14 protein-coding genes are annotated in these 15059 nt (G+C 69.4%); 10 read left to right on the forward strand and 4 right to left on the reverse strand.

What is annotated here, in order from left to right:
• Positions 1-23: 23 nt before the first annotated feature.
• Positions 24-1781, reverse strand: a complete 1758-nt coding sequence (locus OXG55_17695; protein ID MCY4105067.1) for a bifunctional sulfate adenylyltransferase/adenylylsulfate kinase — start codon at positions 1779-1781, stop codon at positions 24-26.
• A gap of 721 nt (positions 1782-2502) precedes the next feature.
• Here OXG55_17695 and OXG55_17700 point away from each other — a divergent pair.
• Positions 2503-5655, forward strand: a complete 3153-nt coding sequence (locus OXG55_17700; GenBank protein MCY4105068.1) for an N-6 DNA methylase — start codon at positions 2503-2505, stop codon at positions 5653-5655.
• Positions 5656-5673: 18 nt separating this feature from the next.
• Here OXG55_17700 and OXG55_17705 read toward each other — a convergent pair whose 3' ends face one another.
• The 3 genes from OXG55_17705 to OXG55_17715 form a co-directional block, all read right to left on the reverse strand.
• Positions 5674-5940, reverse strand: coding sequence for a hypothetical protein (locus OXG55_17705; GenBank protein ID MCY4105069.1), 267 nt, complete (start codon positions 5938-5940; stop codon positions 5674-5676).
• A gap of 196 nt (positions 5941-6136) precedes the next feature.
• Positions 6137-7363, reverse strand: coding sequence for a geranylgeranyl reductase family protein (locus tag OXG55_17710; GenBank protein ID MCY4105070.1), 1227 nt, complete (start codon positions 7361-7363; stop codon positions 6137-6139).
• A gap of 20 nt (positions 7364-7383) precedes the next feature.
• On the reverse strand, positions 7384-8199 hold the full coding sequence (locus tag OXG55_17715; GenBank protein ID MCY4105071.1) for a hypothetical protein: 816 nt from the start codon (positions 8197-8199) through the stop codon (positions 7384-7386).
• 202 nt (positions 8200-8401) lie between these two features.
• On the opposite strand from OXG55_17715, the gene OXG55_17720 reads away from it, so the two are divergent.
• The 9 genes from OXG55_17720 to OXG55_17760 all read left to right on the forward strand — a co-directional run.
• Positions 8402-8998: a hypothetical protein gene (locus OXG55_17720; GenBank protein MCY4105072.1), complete on the forward strand. Its 597-nt coding sequence runs from the start codon at positions 8402-8404 to the stop codon at positions 8996-8998.
• Entirely contained in the window at positions 8998-9414 is a 417-nt protein-coding gene (locus OXG55_17725) for a 4Fe-4S dicluster domain-containing protein (GenBank protein MCY4105073.1), read from the forward strand. Before OXG55_17720 ends, OXG55_17725 begins: the two co-directional genes overlap by 1 nt.
• Before the next feature lie 107 nt (positions 9415-9521).
• Positions 9522-10247 (forward strand): selenite/tellurite reduction operon b-type cytochrome ExtP, encoded by a 726-nt coding sequence (extP, locus tag OXG55_17730; GenBank protein ID MCY4105074.1) that lies wholly within the window; start codon positions 9522-9524, stop codon positions 10245-10247.
• A 24-nt stretch (positions 10248-10271) separates the two neighbouring features.
• Entirely contained in the window at positions 10272-11042 is a 771-nt protein-coding gene (locus tag OXG55_17735; protein ID MCY4105075.1) for a menaquinol-cytochrome c reductase cytochrome b subunit, read from the forward strand.
• Between the two features lie 10 nt (positions 11043-11052).
• Positions 11053-11913: a Rieske 2Fe-2S domain-containing protein gene (locus OXG55_17740; GenBank protein MCY4105076.1), complete on the forward strand. Its 861-nt coding sequence runs from the start codon at positions 11053-11055 to the stop codon at positions 11911-11913.
• A gap of 11 nt (positions 11914-11924) precedes the next feature.
• Complete coding sequence (locus OXG55_17745; protein MCY4105077.1) at positions 11925-13127, forward strand: c-type cytochrome; 1203 nt, start codon at positions 11925-11927, stop codon at positions 13125-13127.
• Between the two features lie 11 nt (positions 13128-13138).
• Positions 13139-14353: a hypothetical protein gene (locus tag OXG55_17750; GenBank protein ID MCY4105078.1), complete on the forward strand. Its 1215-nt coding sequence runs from the start codon at positions 13139-13141 to the stop codon at positions 14351-14353.
• Between the two features lie 15 nt (positions 14354-14368).
• Positions 14369-14863, forward strand: coding sequence for an NADH-quinone oxidoreductase subunit A (ndhC, locus tag OXG55_17755; protein ID MCY4105079.1), 495 nt, complete (start codon positions 14369-14371; stop codon positions 14861-14863).
• On the forward strand, positions 14860-15059 hold a 200-nt coding region (locus tag OXG55_17760; protein MCY4105080.1), incomplete at its 3' end, for a hypothetical protein. The genes ndhC and OXG55_17760, both read left to right, overlap by 4 nt.

The following is a 15059-nucleotide window of genomic DNA, read 5'->3' on the forward strand; positions in this document are numbered from 1 at the left end:
GGTACGCGGAACGGCCGGTCCGCTCAGGCGTCTTCGGGCGGGGCTGCCTCGCCGGCGGGGGATCGCACGAACCGTTCCCCGGCGAGGTGGTTCAGGATCAGGCGGGCATTGACCAGCGCGGAGTTCCGCACGGTGTCCAGCGTGATCTCCGGATTCTCGGGGGCTTCGTACGGGTCGTCGATGCCCGTGAAGCCGGTGATCTCGCCGCGGCGCGCCCTGGCGTACATGCCTTTGGAGTCGCGCTCTTCGCAGACGCCCAGGGGCGTGTCCACGAACACCTCGACGAAGCGCTCGGCGCCGACCATGGCGCGCACCGCGTTCCGGGTGGCGCTGTAGGGGCTCACGGCGGCGCAGATCGCCATCCCGCCGTGACGGACGATCTCGGATGCGACGAACCCGATCCGCAGGATGTTGGTGTCCCTGTCCTCCTTGGAGAAGCCCAGCCCCTTGGACAGGTGCGTCCGCACCACGTCGCCGTCCAGCAGGGTGACCTGCCGCCCATGCTCCATGAGCAGGTCCGTGAGCGCCTCGGCCGTCGTGGACTTTCCCGAGCCGCTGAGGCCGGTGAACCAGACGCACACGCCCTGGCGGTGCTTGGGGGGATGGCTCTCGGCCAGGATCTCGGCTACCTCGGGCCGACTGAACCAGCCGGGCAGGGTCCGCCCCCGGCCCAGGTACTCCTCGCGCACCTGCGTCCCGGAGATCGAGGCCGTCCGGGTGCCTTCGGGAACCGCCGTGACCTCTTCGTACCTGTCATCGTCGGGGAGGTACACCATCTCACCGAAGGTGACGGCCGCGACGCCGGTCTCGCCGCTGAGCCGGTCGACGATCTCCCCGGCGTCGTAGGGGCCGTAGAACGGCTTGCCCTCCGAGTCGGGCCCGGGGCTGGCGTGGTCGCGGCCGACGATGAGGTGGTTGGCCCCGTAGTTGCGCCGGATGATGGCGTGCCACAGCGCCTCGCGGGGACCGGCGAGCCGCATCGCCAGCGGCAGCAGCGCCAGCAGCACCCTGTCGGGGTCGTAGTAGTGGCGGGTCAGCGCCTCATAGGTGCGGACCCGCGTGTAGTGGTCCACGTCGCCGGGCTTGGTGAGCCCCACCACCGGGTGCAGCAGCAGCACGCCGTCCACGCCGGCGGCGGCCCGCTTGGTGAGCTCCTCGTGGGCCCGGTGCAGCGGGTTCCGGGTCTGGAAGGCCACGACATTCGCGTGGCCGTAACCGGCCAGGGCGGCGCGCGTCGCGGTCGGGGTCTTCCGCAACGCCGAGAAGTCCTGGTGCGGCGGGGTCTGCAGCACCCGCAGCGGCCCGGAGATGTTGACCCTCCCCCAGCGGTGCATCTCCGACACGAGAGGGTGCCGCAGGTCATGGGTGCCGAACACCTCCCCGGCCACCTCGTCCAGGTCCCACTCGTAGGCCTCCTGCACCGTCATGACCGCCAGCAGCTCGTTGTGGGAATCGCGCAGCGCCAGCTCGCCGTCGAGTCGGATGGACGAAGGATCCTCCACTGGCAACGTCACCGGGATCGGGAAGAGCGTGCCGTCGCCGAGCCGCATCCCGCCGACCGTGCCCCGGTGGTCGTTCTCTCCCATGAACCGGTCGAGGGGCGAGAACGCGCCGGTGGCGAGCAGCTCGAGATCGCAGCTGGCCCGGTCGGAGAGTTGGATGCTGGGAAGCCCGCCGGCGCGCGCCTTCAACTCGGCGGCCTGCTCCGGCGGGACGATCAGGTCGACCAACCCGCCGCCGTAGGGCGAGATGAGCGTCGCTTCCCCGCTCAGGGATGTCACTCTCGCGTCCTCCAATCCCGCTCACGATCCGAAGGTATGTCTTGGCGGATCCAACCCGGAGAACACGATTCCACGATCACACCACCGCCGCCAGTTCACAGTCATCGCGACCCGACCCGCCGTCGGCCTGGGCTGCCCGGCCCCCCGGCTGCCCGGCCCTCCGTCTCGATGCTCAGCGGTAGCCCGGGCGGGGCTGCCGGCGGCGTTCCGGCGGCCTAAGACTGTGCCGAGCAATCCACGGCCAGCGCCGGTCGGGCGGCCAGGTTCTGGATTCCGGCCGTGCCGGAATGAGCGTCGGGCGTCGGGAGCATCGCTCAGCAGTCTCCGAGGCGTCTGTCCGGTCCCCGAGGGGGCGAAGCCGCGGGCGGTGCCGGCGAGCGGGCATGATATTGCCGTGGGCGTTGAGATTCTGGACCGCCCGGTCTATTCCGAGGCCGACGCCGCCGACATACTGCGCGTCCCGAGGTCCACACTGCACTGGTGGCTAAAGGGGCGACCTGACGCCAGTCGGACCTATCCGCCCGTGATTCGGCAAGTCGCGACAGGCGACACTCACCTGACGTGGGGCGAGTTCGACGTGGGCTGGGCGCGCTCGTACGAGTTGTCCCGTCGCAGCGCCACTCGTGCCGCGTGAAGCCGGCGATAGTCCGCTTCTGCTTCGATGCCGACATTCTCGGCTTGGGCAGACTCGTCGCCCACTGGCCCTCCGCGGGAGTCGTGGATGTCTGACCTCCTGCTCGTCGATCCCGATAGCCCGGATCTCCGCGAGAGCGCCCGGCTGATGCTTCGGCGGCACGAAGAGGTGGCGCCGGAGGCGGATGTGCGGTCGGCCATTGCCGACTTCCTTGTGACCACCGGGCTTGCGGCGCGCGACGAGATTCGGATGGAGCAGGACCGGATCGACCTGCAGACCGGTGATTTCGTGATCGAGGTCAAGAAGCGAATCGGGACTGGCATCAACCCAAATCCAAAATGGGTGAGCCAACTGGACGGCTACCTTCGTGAGCGGGCGCGGGCCGGGGAGCGGGAGCGGCTGGGGGTCCTCACCGACGGGCGCTACTGGATCCTCCGCCAGTCGGGCATCGAGGAGGTGCGGACAGCGGCCCCGTACGGGTTCGAGATCCCCGATGCCGATGTGGCGTACCGCCTGTACGAATGGCTGCGCAACGAGTCCCAGGCGTTCGAGGCGAGCGGCTTGGCGCCCACAGACGAAGAGGTTCAACGGGCCTTCGGCGAGGGTCCCCGCGCCGAGATGGAACTCGCAGAGCTGCAGCGGCTCTACGAAGCCGCGCGAGACAGTCCGACGGTCGTCGTGAAGTTGGAACTCTGGCGGAGACTGCTGAGCGCCGCGCTGGGGACCGTGGTGGACGAGGAGGAGGACCTCGCCAGGCAGTTCATCCGCCACACCTACCTCTCGGCGGTCGTGGGAATGGCATTGCAGGCCGCCTTCGGGATCGACGTCAAGTCACAGGCGGTCAAGGACGTCTCCCGACTCCTCACGGGCGAGACCTTCTTCTCCGAGACGGGCCTGAGGGGCGTCGTCGAGTCGGACTTCTTCGCCTGGCCCGTCGAGGTTGAAGGAGGCGATCGGTGGCTGACCGATCTGGCCGGAAGGGTCTCGAAGTTCGACTGGGCGGCCACGGAGTCCGACGTGGCACGCATCCTGTATCAGTCGATTGTGCCCGCGGCGGACCGCAAGCGGCTGGGCGAGTACTACACGCCGGACTGGTTGGCGCGGGAGATCGTGGAGGTCGCCGTGACCGATCCGCTCAACCAGCGGGTGCTGGACCCCTCCTGCGGCTCGGGCACGTTCCTGTTCGCAGCGGTGCGCAGGTATGTCACGGCCGCGCGGTCGGCGGGTCGGACACCCGGTCAGATCGTGGGTGGACTTCAACAGGCCGTCACCGGCGTGGATGTGCATCCTGTGGCCGTCCATCTGGCCCGGGCCACCTGGGTCATCGCCGCCCGCGACGCCATCACCGAACTCGGCACCGCAGAGGATGTGACCATTCCCGTCTACCTCGGTGACTCCCTGCAGTTGCGGACCGAGACGGGAAGCCTGCTCGCGGGCCAGAACGTCACGATCGAGGTCGAGGGCGACCCGGCGACCGGCGACGGACCGAGCCGGCTGGAGTTCCCGCGGGCGCTCGTGGAGCAGTCCGACTGGTTCGACGGGGTCATGTATCGAATCGGCGACTACATCGAGTCCGGACTCGATCCACAAGTCGCCTTGGACGAGGCCGACATCCCGGCGGGACCTGAACGCAGCGTCCTGGAGCGCACAATCGGCCGCCTGATGGAGTTCCACGAGCGGGGGCGGGATCACATCTGGGCCTACTACACGCGGAACCTGGTGCGCCCTGCCTGGCTCTCCAGCGAGGGCGGCAAGGTGGACGTGATCGTCGGCAACCCGCCCTGGCTGACCTACAGCCGCACCGACGCCACCGTGCGCTCCGAGTTGGAGAGCCTGAGCAAGCAGACCTACGGCATCTGGGAGGGCGGGCGCTACGCACCCCATCAGGACATCTCCGGGCTGTTCTACACGCGCTGCCTGGACTTGTACCTGCGCGACGGCGGAATCGCCGCGATGGTGATGCCCCACAGCGCCCTGCAGACGGGCCAGTTCCGGCGCTGGCGCACAGGTAGTTGGCGCCGCCCGAAGAAGTCGTCTCCGGGTGGACGGCGGGGGAGAGGCGAGCCGATGAGCCACGCCGTCGGCGCGGACCTGTCGGTGAGACACCCATGGGATCTCGAGCAGGTCGAGCCCAACGACTTCTTCCCGGTGCCGTCGTGCGTGGTGTTCGCGCGCAAGGTGGCGCCCGAGGAGGCGCGGTCCATGCGCGCTGAGTCGGCGATCTGGCGCGGCCCGGTCGGCGGGCCGTTCGACCGCAGCATCGCCTCGCTCACCGACACCGGAAGCGGCGAGTTCGCCTCACCGTACGCGGAGCGCGCCCGCCAGGGCGCAACGATCGTGCCGCGCGCGTTGTTCTTCGTGAACGTCTCCGAGTCTCACACCGCGATCGCCCCCGACATCGTGCAGGTCTCCCCGCGCCGCGGCTCGAAGGACAAAGCGCCCTGGAGCGACCTCCGCCTCGACGACTTGGAGGGCCACATCGAGAGCGATCACCTGTGGCCGGTGCATCTGGGAGAGACGCTGGCCCCTTACGTGCTGCTCGACCCGCTCTCAGCGGTGCTGCCGGTGCGCCGGGGGGATCGTCTCGCTCGCAGCGAAGCGGAGAACGCGGTCGGTGCCATCGACCCGGTGCGCCTCGGCCCTCGCACGAGGAAACGCTGGCTGACCGCCGGCGAGCTCTGGGAGGAGAACAAGACACCCGGGAACAAGCTTGACCTCTTGGAGCAACTCGACTACATGGGCAAGCTGCGCCATCATCTGGAGGCAGAACCCGGGATCCGGCTCGTCTATGCCACATCCGGCAAGCCGACCGCGGCCGTCATGCACGCTCCCGGCGCTGTACTTGATTGCACGCTCTTCGGTGTGCCGTGCGAGTCATTGCCGGAAGCACGGTTCCTTGCTTCGGTGATCAACGCTCCCACTGTCGAAGAAGCAGTCGGCGAATGGATGCCCAAGGGCCAGTTCGGGAGCCGCCACGTCCACAAGCACCTGTGGCGGCTTGCCATCCCGGAGTTCGACGCATCCAATGCCCGTCACGTCGAACTCGCGGAGCTGGGGGAGCGGGCGGAGGCCGAGGCCGCCGAACTCCACCTCTCCCTGCTCTCCGAACGGGCCGCCGCCGGCAGACCCACAACCGTCACCACGGTCCGCTCGGAACTGCGGGCCTGGCTGCACGGTTCCGACCTCGGCCGCCGCATCGACCGACTCGTCGCCCGCCTGCTGGAACGAGGTCTCGCCTGACATACTTTGGGGGTTTGTTCAGGCGACCTCGGCGGGATCGTCGGCGATTCCGAGGCGACCTTCGATTCGCCCGAGGGCGCGCAGAATCTGTCCCTGTTGGCTTCCGATGGCGTCGAGGCGGCGATCCAGGTTGTCGAGCCGGTTGCCGTGCTCGTTGAGGCGACGCCCCTGTTCGTCCATGCGGTCGCTGAGCCCGCGCCACGTGAGGCGCCACGACGCCAGGACGACGGCGACGACCAGCCCGGTGGCTGGCAGGGCGACGGCGACGGCGCTGGCGGTGCTCACGGCCTCAGTCTGCCCGACCGAGCGCTCTCCTGCATAGAGGTGGGGCGAGGCGCCGCACCTCCACGCGAGGATCGAGTCCGGTCGCGGAGCTTCAAATGACGATTATGATCATATTTCAGAGTATATCACGTTAGATGCGCTCAGCAACCCGGCGTAGCGTTGCAATTCCCCGGCGTCCCCCGCTGCCGTACGCGGCTCAGTCGGGCCAGAGCCAGGCGGCGCGGGCTGCGGCCTTGTAGATGTACTCCGGGGCGCCGGGGTCGTCGGAGTCCATGAGGTTGGCCATGATGCGCAGCGCCCACTCCATGAGGGTCTGCGACTGCATCCCGAACTGCACGAGGCGGCTGATGAGGCGGGGCCGGCCGATGGCGTAGGCGAAGAGCCGGGCCACCTTGAAGTAGGCGCCGTACTCGGCCTCGAGGAGTTCGGGATAGCGCGACAGCGCCAGGCCGTCGTCGCAGATCACCGCCTCGGCCACCAGCTCGGCGGCGAGGCGGCCCGTCTCGTAGGCGTAGTCGATCCCCTCGCCGTTGAACGGGTTCACCGAGCCGGCCGCGTCGCCCACGATCAGGAAGTTCGGGCCCGCCTTGGGGTTCACCGAGCCGGCCATCGGCAGGCGGCCTCCCACCGGGGCTGCCAGCGGCGCGGCAGGGTCGAGCCCCCAGCGGTCGGGCGCGGCGTAGGCCCACTCCTCCATCAGGTGGCTGGTGTTCACGTTCCGCCAGTCCCGATAGGAGGTGAGCAGGCCGATGCCCACGTTCACCGTCCCGTCACCGAGGGGGAAGATCCAGCCGTAGCCGGGCAGCGTGGCGCCGTTGCGGTCGCGCACGTCCAGGGCGCTCTCGATCCACGGATCGTCACCGTTGGGACTCTCGAAATAGCTGCGGATGGCCATTCCCTGGGGCCAGGAGCGCTCGCGCCGGCAGCCCAGCCCTCGCCCCACCCGGGAGTTCGCGCCGTCGGCGACCACCAGATAGGAGGCCTCCACGTCGCTGCTCTCGCCGGAGGCGCGATCCAGCACGCGCACCCCCCGGCAGAGGCTGCCGGCCAGCAGCGGCTCGGTGGCCTCGGCCCCGTGCTGTACCAGCGCCCCCGCCTTGCGGGCGTGCTCCAGCACCGCGGCGTCCAGGGTGCTGCGCCGCACCACGTAGCCGTGGGAGGGGTAGATCGGATGCTCGGGCCAGGGGAGTTCCCGGGTGTGGCCACCGGCGACGGCCCGCAGGCCGTCGAAGCGGTGGTAGGACTCGATCTCGGCTCCGAGGCCCATGTCGACGAGTTGCTTGACTGCCCGGGGCGTCAGGCCGTCGCCGCAGGTCTTGTCACGTGGGAACTGCTTGCGCTCCAGCACCACCACGTCGAGGCCCTGCAGTGCCGCCCAGTAGGCGGTGGCCGCGCCGGCTGGTCCGCCGCCGACGACGACCAGATCGTGGCGGTGGGCGATGGTCAGGCCCCGTCGTCGGCTGCCAGGAGTGGTGCCAGGAACTCCGCCACGTCACCGGCGGTCACGTTCTCGTCGAACTGCTCGGGGAGTTCCAGGGTCCCGGCGGCCAGCAATTCGTCCACGAGCGGCGCCAGGGTGGCGGCGACGTCGCTCTCGCCGTGGGTGACCCGCTCGTAGAGCACGACCGCCAGGATCTCCGTGCCGCTCAACTCGTCCCAGTGGCCGGGCATGTCAGCGAACCACCCGGCCTCCCGGCCACGCTCGGGCGAGCCGTACGGATTGCCCTCGCCGGTGCCGTCGGTGGCGATGGCCACCCAGGTGACGTGCTGGGCCAGACCCAGGTTCTCGGGATCGTCGGGGAAGGTCAGTACCACTTCACCGTCGTTCAACTGGGGGCCGGTCCCGCTGCCGCCACCCGAGGCGAGGTGGCAGACCGCGCACTGCGCGGCGTACACCTCGGCGCCGTCGGCCAGGATGCCGGTTGCGGCCCGGGTGGGCTCCTCCAAGGTGCCGACGTACATGAACACCCAGATGGGCAGGAACAGCAGGACCGGCATCACCCAGTAGGGGATCTTGTTGCGCCCCATGGCCGCCTGCACCCAGGGTTTGGGCGGCGGGGGCGGCGGCGCCGGCGCCGCCGGGGGAATCGCCGGCAGGGGAGACGTCGCCGGAGCGGGCACCGCGGGCGCGCCGGCCGTGGCCGGGGCTGCGGGTGCCGCGCCTTCGGGGGGAGAGCCTGCGGTGGGTCCGGCCTCGCCGGTCAACTCCAAGCGTCGCTGGCGCGATCGCTCGAGCAGATACTCGGGTACTTCGGTCATGGTCCTCCGCGCGCGGCTGCAGCCGCCGGCGTGATCCTAGCGTCGGCCAAATGAGGGCCGGTGCGGCCGCTCTCGCGGCTACGGCCGGGATGTCCACAGCAGGCTAGACTCCTTGTGAGCACTTTCACGAGCGCACTTGTTTCGTGTGTGTGCTCGGGCGGCCGGCGTGGCTAACATCGCTTGGTCAACCAGAGGGAGCAGCGTGGCTGAAATCCGGGCGATCGACCTAGCGGCGAAGAGGTTCAACCGCGCCATGGTTGGCAGTTCGGTGCTGCTGTTTGGTGTGCTCGCCCTCTGGCTGGGCATTACCGGCGATGCCGATCCGCCGTACTTCAATGTGGCCTTCACGTCCTCGTGGATCGTGGGCTGCCTGGGGATCGCCGGCCTGCTCGCCTACGCCCGCCGCCGGCCGGTCGGAGCACCCGTGACCTGGGGCGGCGCCATGGTCGGCGCCACCCTGGCCTTCTTCCTGATGTTCTGGATCTACGGCGTGGTGCCGCACTGGTGGCTGGTGTTCGCCGACAGCGAATTGAACTGGCGCGCCGACCGCATGCTGGTCGGTCCCCCGCTGCCCGGCTGGTGGGCGCCGGACCAGAACCTGCTGCCCTGGGCCCTGCCGTTCGATCTCACGTACCGGGTCGCTCGGGACGTCGTCGCCACGGTCATCTACGGCTTCGCGCTGGTGGGCCAGGTGGCGCTGCACGCCATCTGGCAGAACCGGGACCGCCCGCCCGTGGAGGTCCCCGAGCCGGCGTCCCGCTACGGTCGCCCGCTGGTACGGGAAGGAGTTGAGGCCTGATGGCTGCCAACGACGCCAATCCCCCGATGCCGGAGTTCCGCGACGACTACGTCCTCGCCGAGGTCGACTCGGAGTGGCTCTCGGCCGCGGTCAAGCCCAAGCAGTTCATCCACATCGACCAGTCCGAGTGCATCATGTGCGAGGGCTGCGTGGACATCTGCCCGTGGAAGTGCATCCACATGGTCACACCCGACGCCATCGACATGGCCGTCGGCACCGAGCGACCGGGCGCGGATCCCAGCGACCACGTGATCTTCACGATCGATGATGACGTGTGCACACGCTGCGCCCTGTGCGTGGACCGCTGCCCCACCGGCGTGATCATCATGGGCAAGATCGGTGAAGCGCCTCCCGGCGGCGATCCCCACCAGCGCGTGGTCAGCTACGGCTACGGCTACGGCATGCGGCTGGCATAGCGACCGAACGGCGACGAGAAGGGCGGAACGAGTTGGCTCCCAGACTCCCCACAGCAGACGACGTTCGCCGCATGGGCAGCCAGCTCGGCGGTAAGGCGTCCGACCTCATGGACCAGGTCCAGGGATCGCAGGCCTGGACGTCGATCTTCCGGCCCGGGTCGATCTTCCGCAAGGGGTACACCGACAGCCCGCGGAACCGCTCCTACGTCATCATGAACAGCGTCCTGTACCACCTGCACCCGGTGAAGGTGAAGCGCCACGGCGTGCGGGTGAGCTACACCCTGTGCCTGGGTGGGCTCAGCTTCTTCCTGTTCATCCTCCTGACCGTCACGGGCATCTTCCTGATGTTCTTCTACCGACCCACCGCGGCGCAGGCCTGGGACGACATCTACATCCTGCAGACCGAGGTGGCCTTCGGGCTGCTGGTGCGGAACATCCACCGCTGGGGCGCTCACCTCATGGTGCTCACGGTGTTCCTGCACATGGCCCGCGTCTTCTACCACGGCGCCTACAAGCCGCCCCGCGAGTTCAACTGGGTGATCGGCGTGATCCTGCTGACGCTCACCCTGCTGCTGTCGTTCACCGGCTACCTGCTGCCCTGGGACCAGTTGGCGCTGTGGGCCGTCACCGTCGGGACCAACATGATGGGGTTCACCCCCGTGTTCGGCGACCAGGTGAGGTTCGTGCTGCTCAGCGGCGTGGAGATCGGGACGGACACACTGCTGCGGTGGTATGTGCTACACGTTCTGATGTTACCATTTGTTTTGATCATTTTCCTTGCGGTCCACTTCTGGCGGGTCCGCAAGGACGGCGGGATCTCCGGACCGCTGTAGGCCGGTGCGAGGAATCGACGAGCCATGACCGAGGTACCCGAGCACCTGCTGCGGCGCGCCAAGGAGGCCCGCGAGCGCTTGGAGGACTCCGGCGAGTCCGCCGAGGCTCCCGCGGCACCGGACGCCGGCCCGCCGCCCGCGGATCCGACTGGGTCCACCGCGGCCGCCGGCGACGAGGAGAAGATCCCCGCGCACCTGCTGGATCGCTCACGCTCGGCTTCCGAGCAGGCCGCCATGGCCCCGGCGGCGCCGGGCGGACCCGTCGCCCCGGCCCCGCCGAGCCTGCCCACCGGCCCCGGCGGGCATACCCAGCGCCTGCTGACCGTCGTGAAGTCGGGGTCCATCCAGGACGTCAAGGCCATGCCGCAGGACCGGGTGCACGTCTGGCCGCACCTCCTGCTGGGGGAGTTCGTGGCCTCGCTGTTCATCACGGCGTTCCTGCTGATCTTCTCGGTCTTCGTGAACGCCCCCCTGCTGGAGTTGGCGAACGTCAACGAGACCCCCAACCCCTCCAAGGCGCCGTGGTACTTCTTGGGTCTGCAGGAACTGCTGACGATGTTCCACCCCATGGTGGCCGGCGTGACCATTCCCGGGATCGCTCTGTTCCTGCTGATCCTGGCCCCCTACATCGACCGCAACAAGGAGAAGGCCCCGGAGAAGCGCAAGTTCGCCGTCTCACTGATGACCGTGCACCTCATGTTCTGGGCCGTGCTGGTCATGATCGGCTCGTTCTTCAGGGGTCCGGGCTTCAACTTCATCTTCCCGTGGCAAGACGGGCTCTTCTTCGACTTCTGAGGCACGTGCCGTGATCGTCCTCGCCATCGTCATCCCGATCCTGGCCGCCGCGGCTCTGATCATGCTGATCGCCGCCTACCGCCGGCGCGAGGTGCGCTCGGTGGTGGGGCGGCTCTCGCGGCGCACCCGGTTGCGTGACCGGCTGGCACGGCGTTCCGAGGAGGCCACGGACACCGCGCCCACCGGGCGCGAGGTGGAGCGTGCCGCGGTGCTGGCCCGGCGCGAGCCCGACGACCTCCCGGCGATTCCCAGCGACGACGACGCTCTCTGGACACCCCCGGATCCCGAAGAGGTCGGGGTCACGCGCCGGCAGTTCCTGAACCGCTCGATCGTGGGCTTCATGACCCTCAGCATCACCGGGTTCGGCGCCGCCGTCCTGGGGTTTCTCTGGCCGCCGTTCGTGACCGGCTTCGGCGCGGTCATCAACGCCGGCACGGTGGAGAGTCTCAAGACCCAGGTGCGCGACGAGAACGGCTTCCTGAAGCTGCCCGAAGGGCGCATGTGGGTGACGGAGTATCCCGAGGGTGCTCTGGCGAAGGCTCGCGAGACGTACTCGCCCGCAGTCCTGGGTGGCATGGAGGCGGGGCTGGTGGCCCTGTACTGGAAGTGCCCGCACCTGGGTTGCACCGTGCCGGAGTGCGTCAGCTCGCAGTGGTTCGAGTGCCCCTGCCACGGCTCCAAGTACAACCAGGTGGGCGAGAAGCGCGGCGGACCGGCGCCGCGCGGCATGGATCAGTTCGCCACCTCGGTCAACGACCGCGGCGAGTTCCTCGTGGACACCGGCAAGATCATCCAGGGCCCGCCCATCGGCACCAACACCACCAACCAGGAGGCGCAGGGTCCGCACTGCATCGGCGAGGCCACTGAGTAATGCCACCGGTGATGGGCGATCTCGGTGTCTTCGCGGCATCCACCCAGCGGACCATCGGCGTGGTCATCGGGGTGCTGGCCATCGGCGGCTTCCTGCTCTACTGGATCTTCAACTGGTTCGCGGGCCGGGCCGAGACCGGCTCGGAGATCGAGCTGGCGCCCAACCGCAAGCCGCTCCCCGACGACGCGGACATGGAGAGCCGCCGGCTGGATCAGGGCCTCATGGCCGGCCTGGTCTGCATCGTCATCATCGCCATCGCCCTCCCGCTGTACTGGCTGGGTGAACCGGGTCGCCACGACGGCCTCATCGAGGTCAGCGACGAGTTGGCGGCCGAGCGCGGCCACCACCTGTACGAGGAGCGCTGCGCCACCTGCCACGGCTCGGTGGACGGCCCCGGCGGGCTGCGCGACCACACACTGGTGGACAACAACGGCCTCTTCCTGGCGCAGGTGCAGTGGCAGGTGCCCTCGCTGGCGGCGGTCCTGTACCGCTACTCCACCGAAGAGGTCCGCTACGTGATGGAGTACGGCCGCCCGAATACGCCCATGCCGGCCTGGGGCATCGCCGGCGGCGGCCCGTTCACCACCCAGCAGATCGACGACATCATCGTCTACCTGGAGCACGAGCAGATCGACGTGCCCGAGATCCGCCAGCGGGCCCAGGACGGCATCGCCTCGACGGCCCGCCGGATGGCGACCGAGCAACTCGGCGAGGGAGCCTCCAACACCGACATCGGTGCAGCTGCGCAGCAGATCCTGGCCGACGCCGCCGACGATCCGGTCCGGCTGGGCGAGTTGCTGTTCAACAACGCCGCCGACGGCGGCGTCTACGGCTGCGCCCGCTGCCACACGCCCGGCTGGTCCTACGACGCCGACGAGGTGGCCGCTCAGAACCCGCTGGTACCGCCGGAGATCGCCGCCGGCGGCGGCTTCGGTCCGCCGCTCAACAGCGGGGCCACCACCAGGCAGTTCGACACCGCCGCCGAGCACGAGGAATTCATCGCGGCCGGGAGCCGGAACGGCATCGAGTACGGCAACTTCGGCCAGGGCGACGGCGGCGGGCAGATGCCCTCGTTCGGCAGTTGCGTGGCCGACCGGGACGCCGGTGACCTGGAGTACATCAGCCGCATCGAGTTCTGTCTGGCGCACGGCGACGAGGGGATGCTGACCCCTGAACAGATCGCCGCCATCGTGGCCTACGAGCGGCAGTTGTAGCGGGTAAGGCCATGGGTATGAACGCCCTCGTGACCCTCGGCGGCATCAGCTGGGAGCCGGAGATCCGCGGCATCCTGACCGTGGCGCTGGCCTCGGCCCTGCTGATGGGGACCGTCTGGTTGCTGCTGGTGCTGAACACCGGCGTGCGCCTCGGCTCGCTGCTGGCGCTGGCGGGGCTCTTCGGCTGGTTCACCATCATGGCGGTCATCTGGTGGCTGCAGGGCATCGGTTATGTGGGTGACTCGCCGACGTGGGAGTACGAGGGAACGTTCGCGGACCCCGCGGGGGTCGAGGCGACCGGCATCGAGGACGCCTATGTGTCCACGGTGTCCGACCTGCCCGACCCCAACTGCGACACCGGGCAGATCTTCCCGGTCTCCGAGACCGGCTGGCGGTTCTCGCCGCCGGCTCACGGCTGCGGGCCCCGGGCGATCGCGCTGGCTCTGCACTATTCGGGGCCCGATCAGGACGAGGTGCGGGCCGCCGTCGCCACGGTGGACACCGACGGCATCCGCGCCCGTCTGGTGGAGCGCAACGACTTGCTCTCTCCCGAGGATCCCCGCCACCTGGACGAGGTGGCTCTAGAGGCCAAGCTCGACGAGCAGGTGGCGGCGGAGGCCAACCGCATCGACAACCTCTCGATGAGCGCCCTGGCGGCCGCGGCGCCGCAGGTCATCGAGTGGGCGGAGCGGCTCGGCCACGTCGACCTGGGGGATTGGGAGTTGCTGTCCACCGCGGAGGCCGGCGAGGCGGCTGCCAGCGCCGAGGCGTTCCTGATCGCACGCGACACCTTCGCCTTCGTCCCCACGGTGGTCTCGCTGCCCGACGGCAGCGAGGAGCCCTCGGTGAGCCCGCTGTACGTGTTCGAGGACACCTACGAGATCGGGGGCAAGCCAGAACCCGAGGGCGGCCTCTGGTCCCGGGTCGCCAACAAGATCACCAACTCGGCGCGCATCACGCACCCGCCGCACTACGCCGTCGTGCAGGTCCGCCCGGCAGTGCCGAAGGTCCAGGTTCTGGGGGAGGCGCCGCCCCTGCCCGAGCCGGACCGGAGCGGCGACACCTTCTCCATCGTGATGGTCCGCGACCTGGGCGACCTGCGGTTGGTGCCGGCGCTGGTGGCGATCGGTTCGGGCCTCATCTTCCTGACCCTGGTGCTCAGCCTGCACTGGCGCGACCTGCGGTTCCGCCGGGAGCAGGAGGCGTTCGAGAGCGCCACGGCCTAGGCGGGGGAGGTCGGAGTGGGTCAGTACCTTCCGGTCCTCGCCCTCGGAGTGCTGGCGGTCGTCTTCTGCGCCTTGAGCTTCGTGGCGTCGCGCCTGATGGCGCCCCGGCGGCCGACGAGGGCCAAGAACGCACCCTACGAGTGCGGCATCGTCTCGCAGACCGAGATCCCCGAGCGCTTCCCGGTCCGTTTTTTCCTGGTGGCGATGATCTTCATCGTCTTCGACGTGGAGATCGTGTTCCTGTACCCGTGGGCGGTGACCCACGGTGCGCTCGGGCTCTTCGGGCTGGTGGCGATCGGCATCTTCTCCTTCGCCGTCTTCGAGTCGTTCGTGTACCTCATCAGCAAGGGTGCGCTGGACTGGGGCCCGCTGCGGACCCAGCGCGCCGACCCCTCGGTTGACGCCGCCCGCACGACCGCGGGGACGATCCGCCGGGTTCCGCCCGGCGATTCCGAACCCGGGCTGCCCGCAACCGCGGCGGCCGCCCCACCCGGGGGTCCGGCGTCGTGAGCGCCTCCCCGCCGCCCGAGGCCGCACCGCTGGGTCCCGCCCACGGCGGGCTCGCGGAGTTGCCCCAGAGTTGCGCTGTGCCACCGGGCGCCTCGGCGCCGGGTGACGAGCCGCTCGGCGCCGCCTACGGCGGGCTCGCGGAGTTGCCCCAGAGTTGCGCTGTGCCACCGGCCGCCTCGGCGCCGGGTGACGAGCC

The organism is bacterium (genome assembly GCA_026708055.1).
Taxonomy (GTDB): Bacteria; Actinomycetota; Acidimicrobiia; order Acidimicrobiales; family CATQHL01; genus VXNF01.

Excerpts from the sequence above, each read along its gene's own strand:
- OXG55_17700 (MCY4105068.1), top strand. The coding sequence starts at position 2,503 with ATGTCTGACCTCCTGCTCGTCGATCCCGATAGCCCGGATCTCCGCGAG.
- OXG55_17715 (MCY4105071.1), bottom strand. The coding sequence starts at position 8,199 with ATGACCGAAGTACCCGAGTATCTGCTCGAGCGATCGCGCCAGCGACGC.
- OXG55_17725 (MCY4105073.1), top strand. The coding sequence starts at position 8,998 with ATGGCTGCCAACGACGCCAATCCCCCGATGCCGGAGTTCCGCGACGAC.
- extP (MCY4105074.1), top strand. The coding sequence starts at position 9,522 with ATGGACCAGGTCCAGGGATCGCAGGCCTGGACGTCGATCTTCCGGCCC.
- OXG55_17735 (MCY4105075.1), top strand. The coding sequence starts at position 10,272 with ATGACCGAGGTACCCGAGCACCTGCTGCGGCGCGCCAAGGAGGCCCGC.
- OXG55_17745 (MCY4105077.1), top strand. The coding sequence starts at position 11,925 with ATGGGCGATCTCGGTGTCTTCGCGGCATCCACCCAGCGGACCATCGGC.
- OXG55_17750 (MCY4105078.1), top strand. The coding sequence starts at position 13,139 with ATGGGTATGAACGCCCTCGTGACCCTCGGCGGCATCAGCTGGGAGCCG.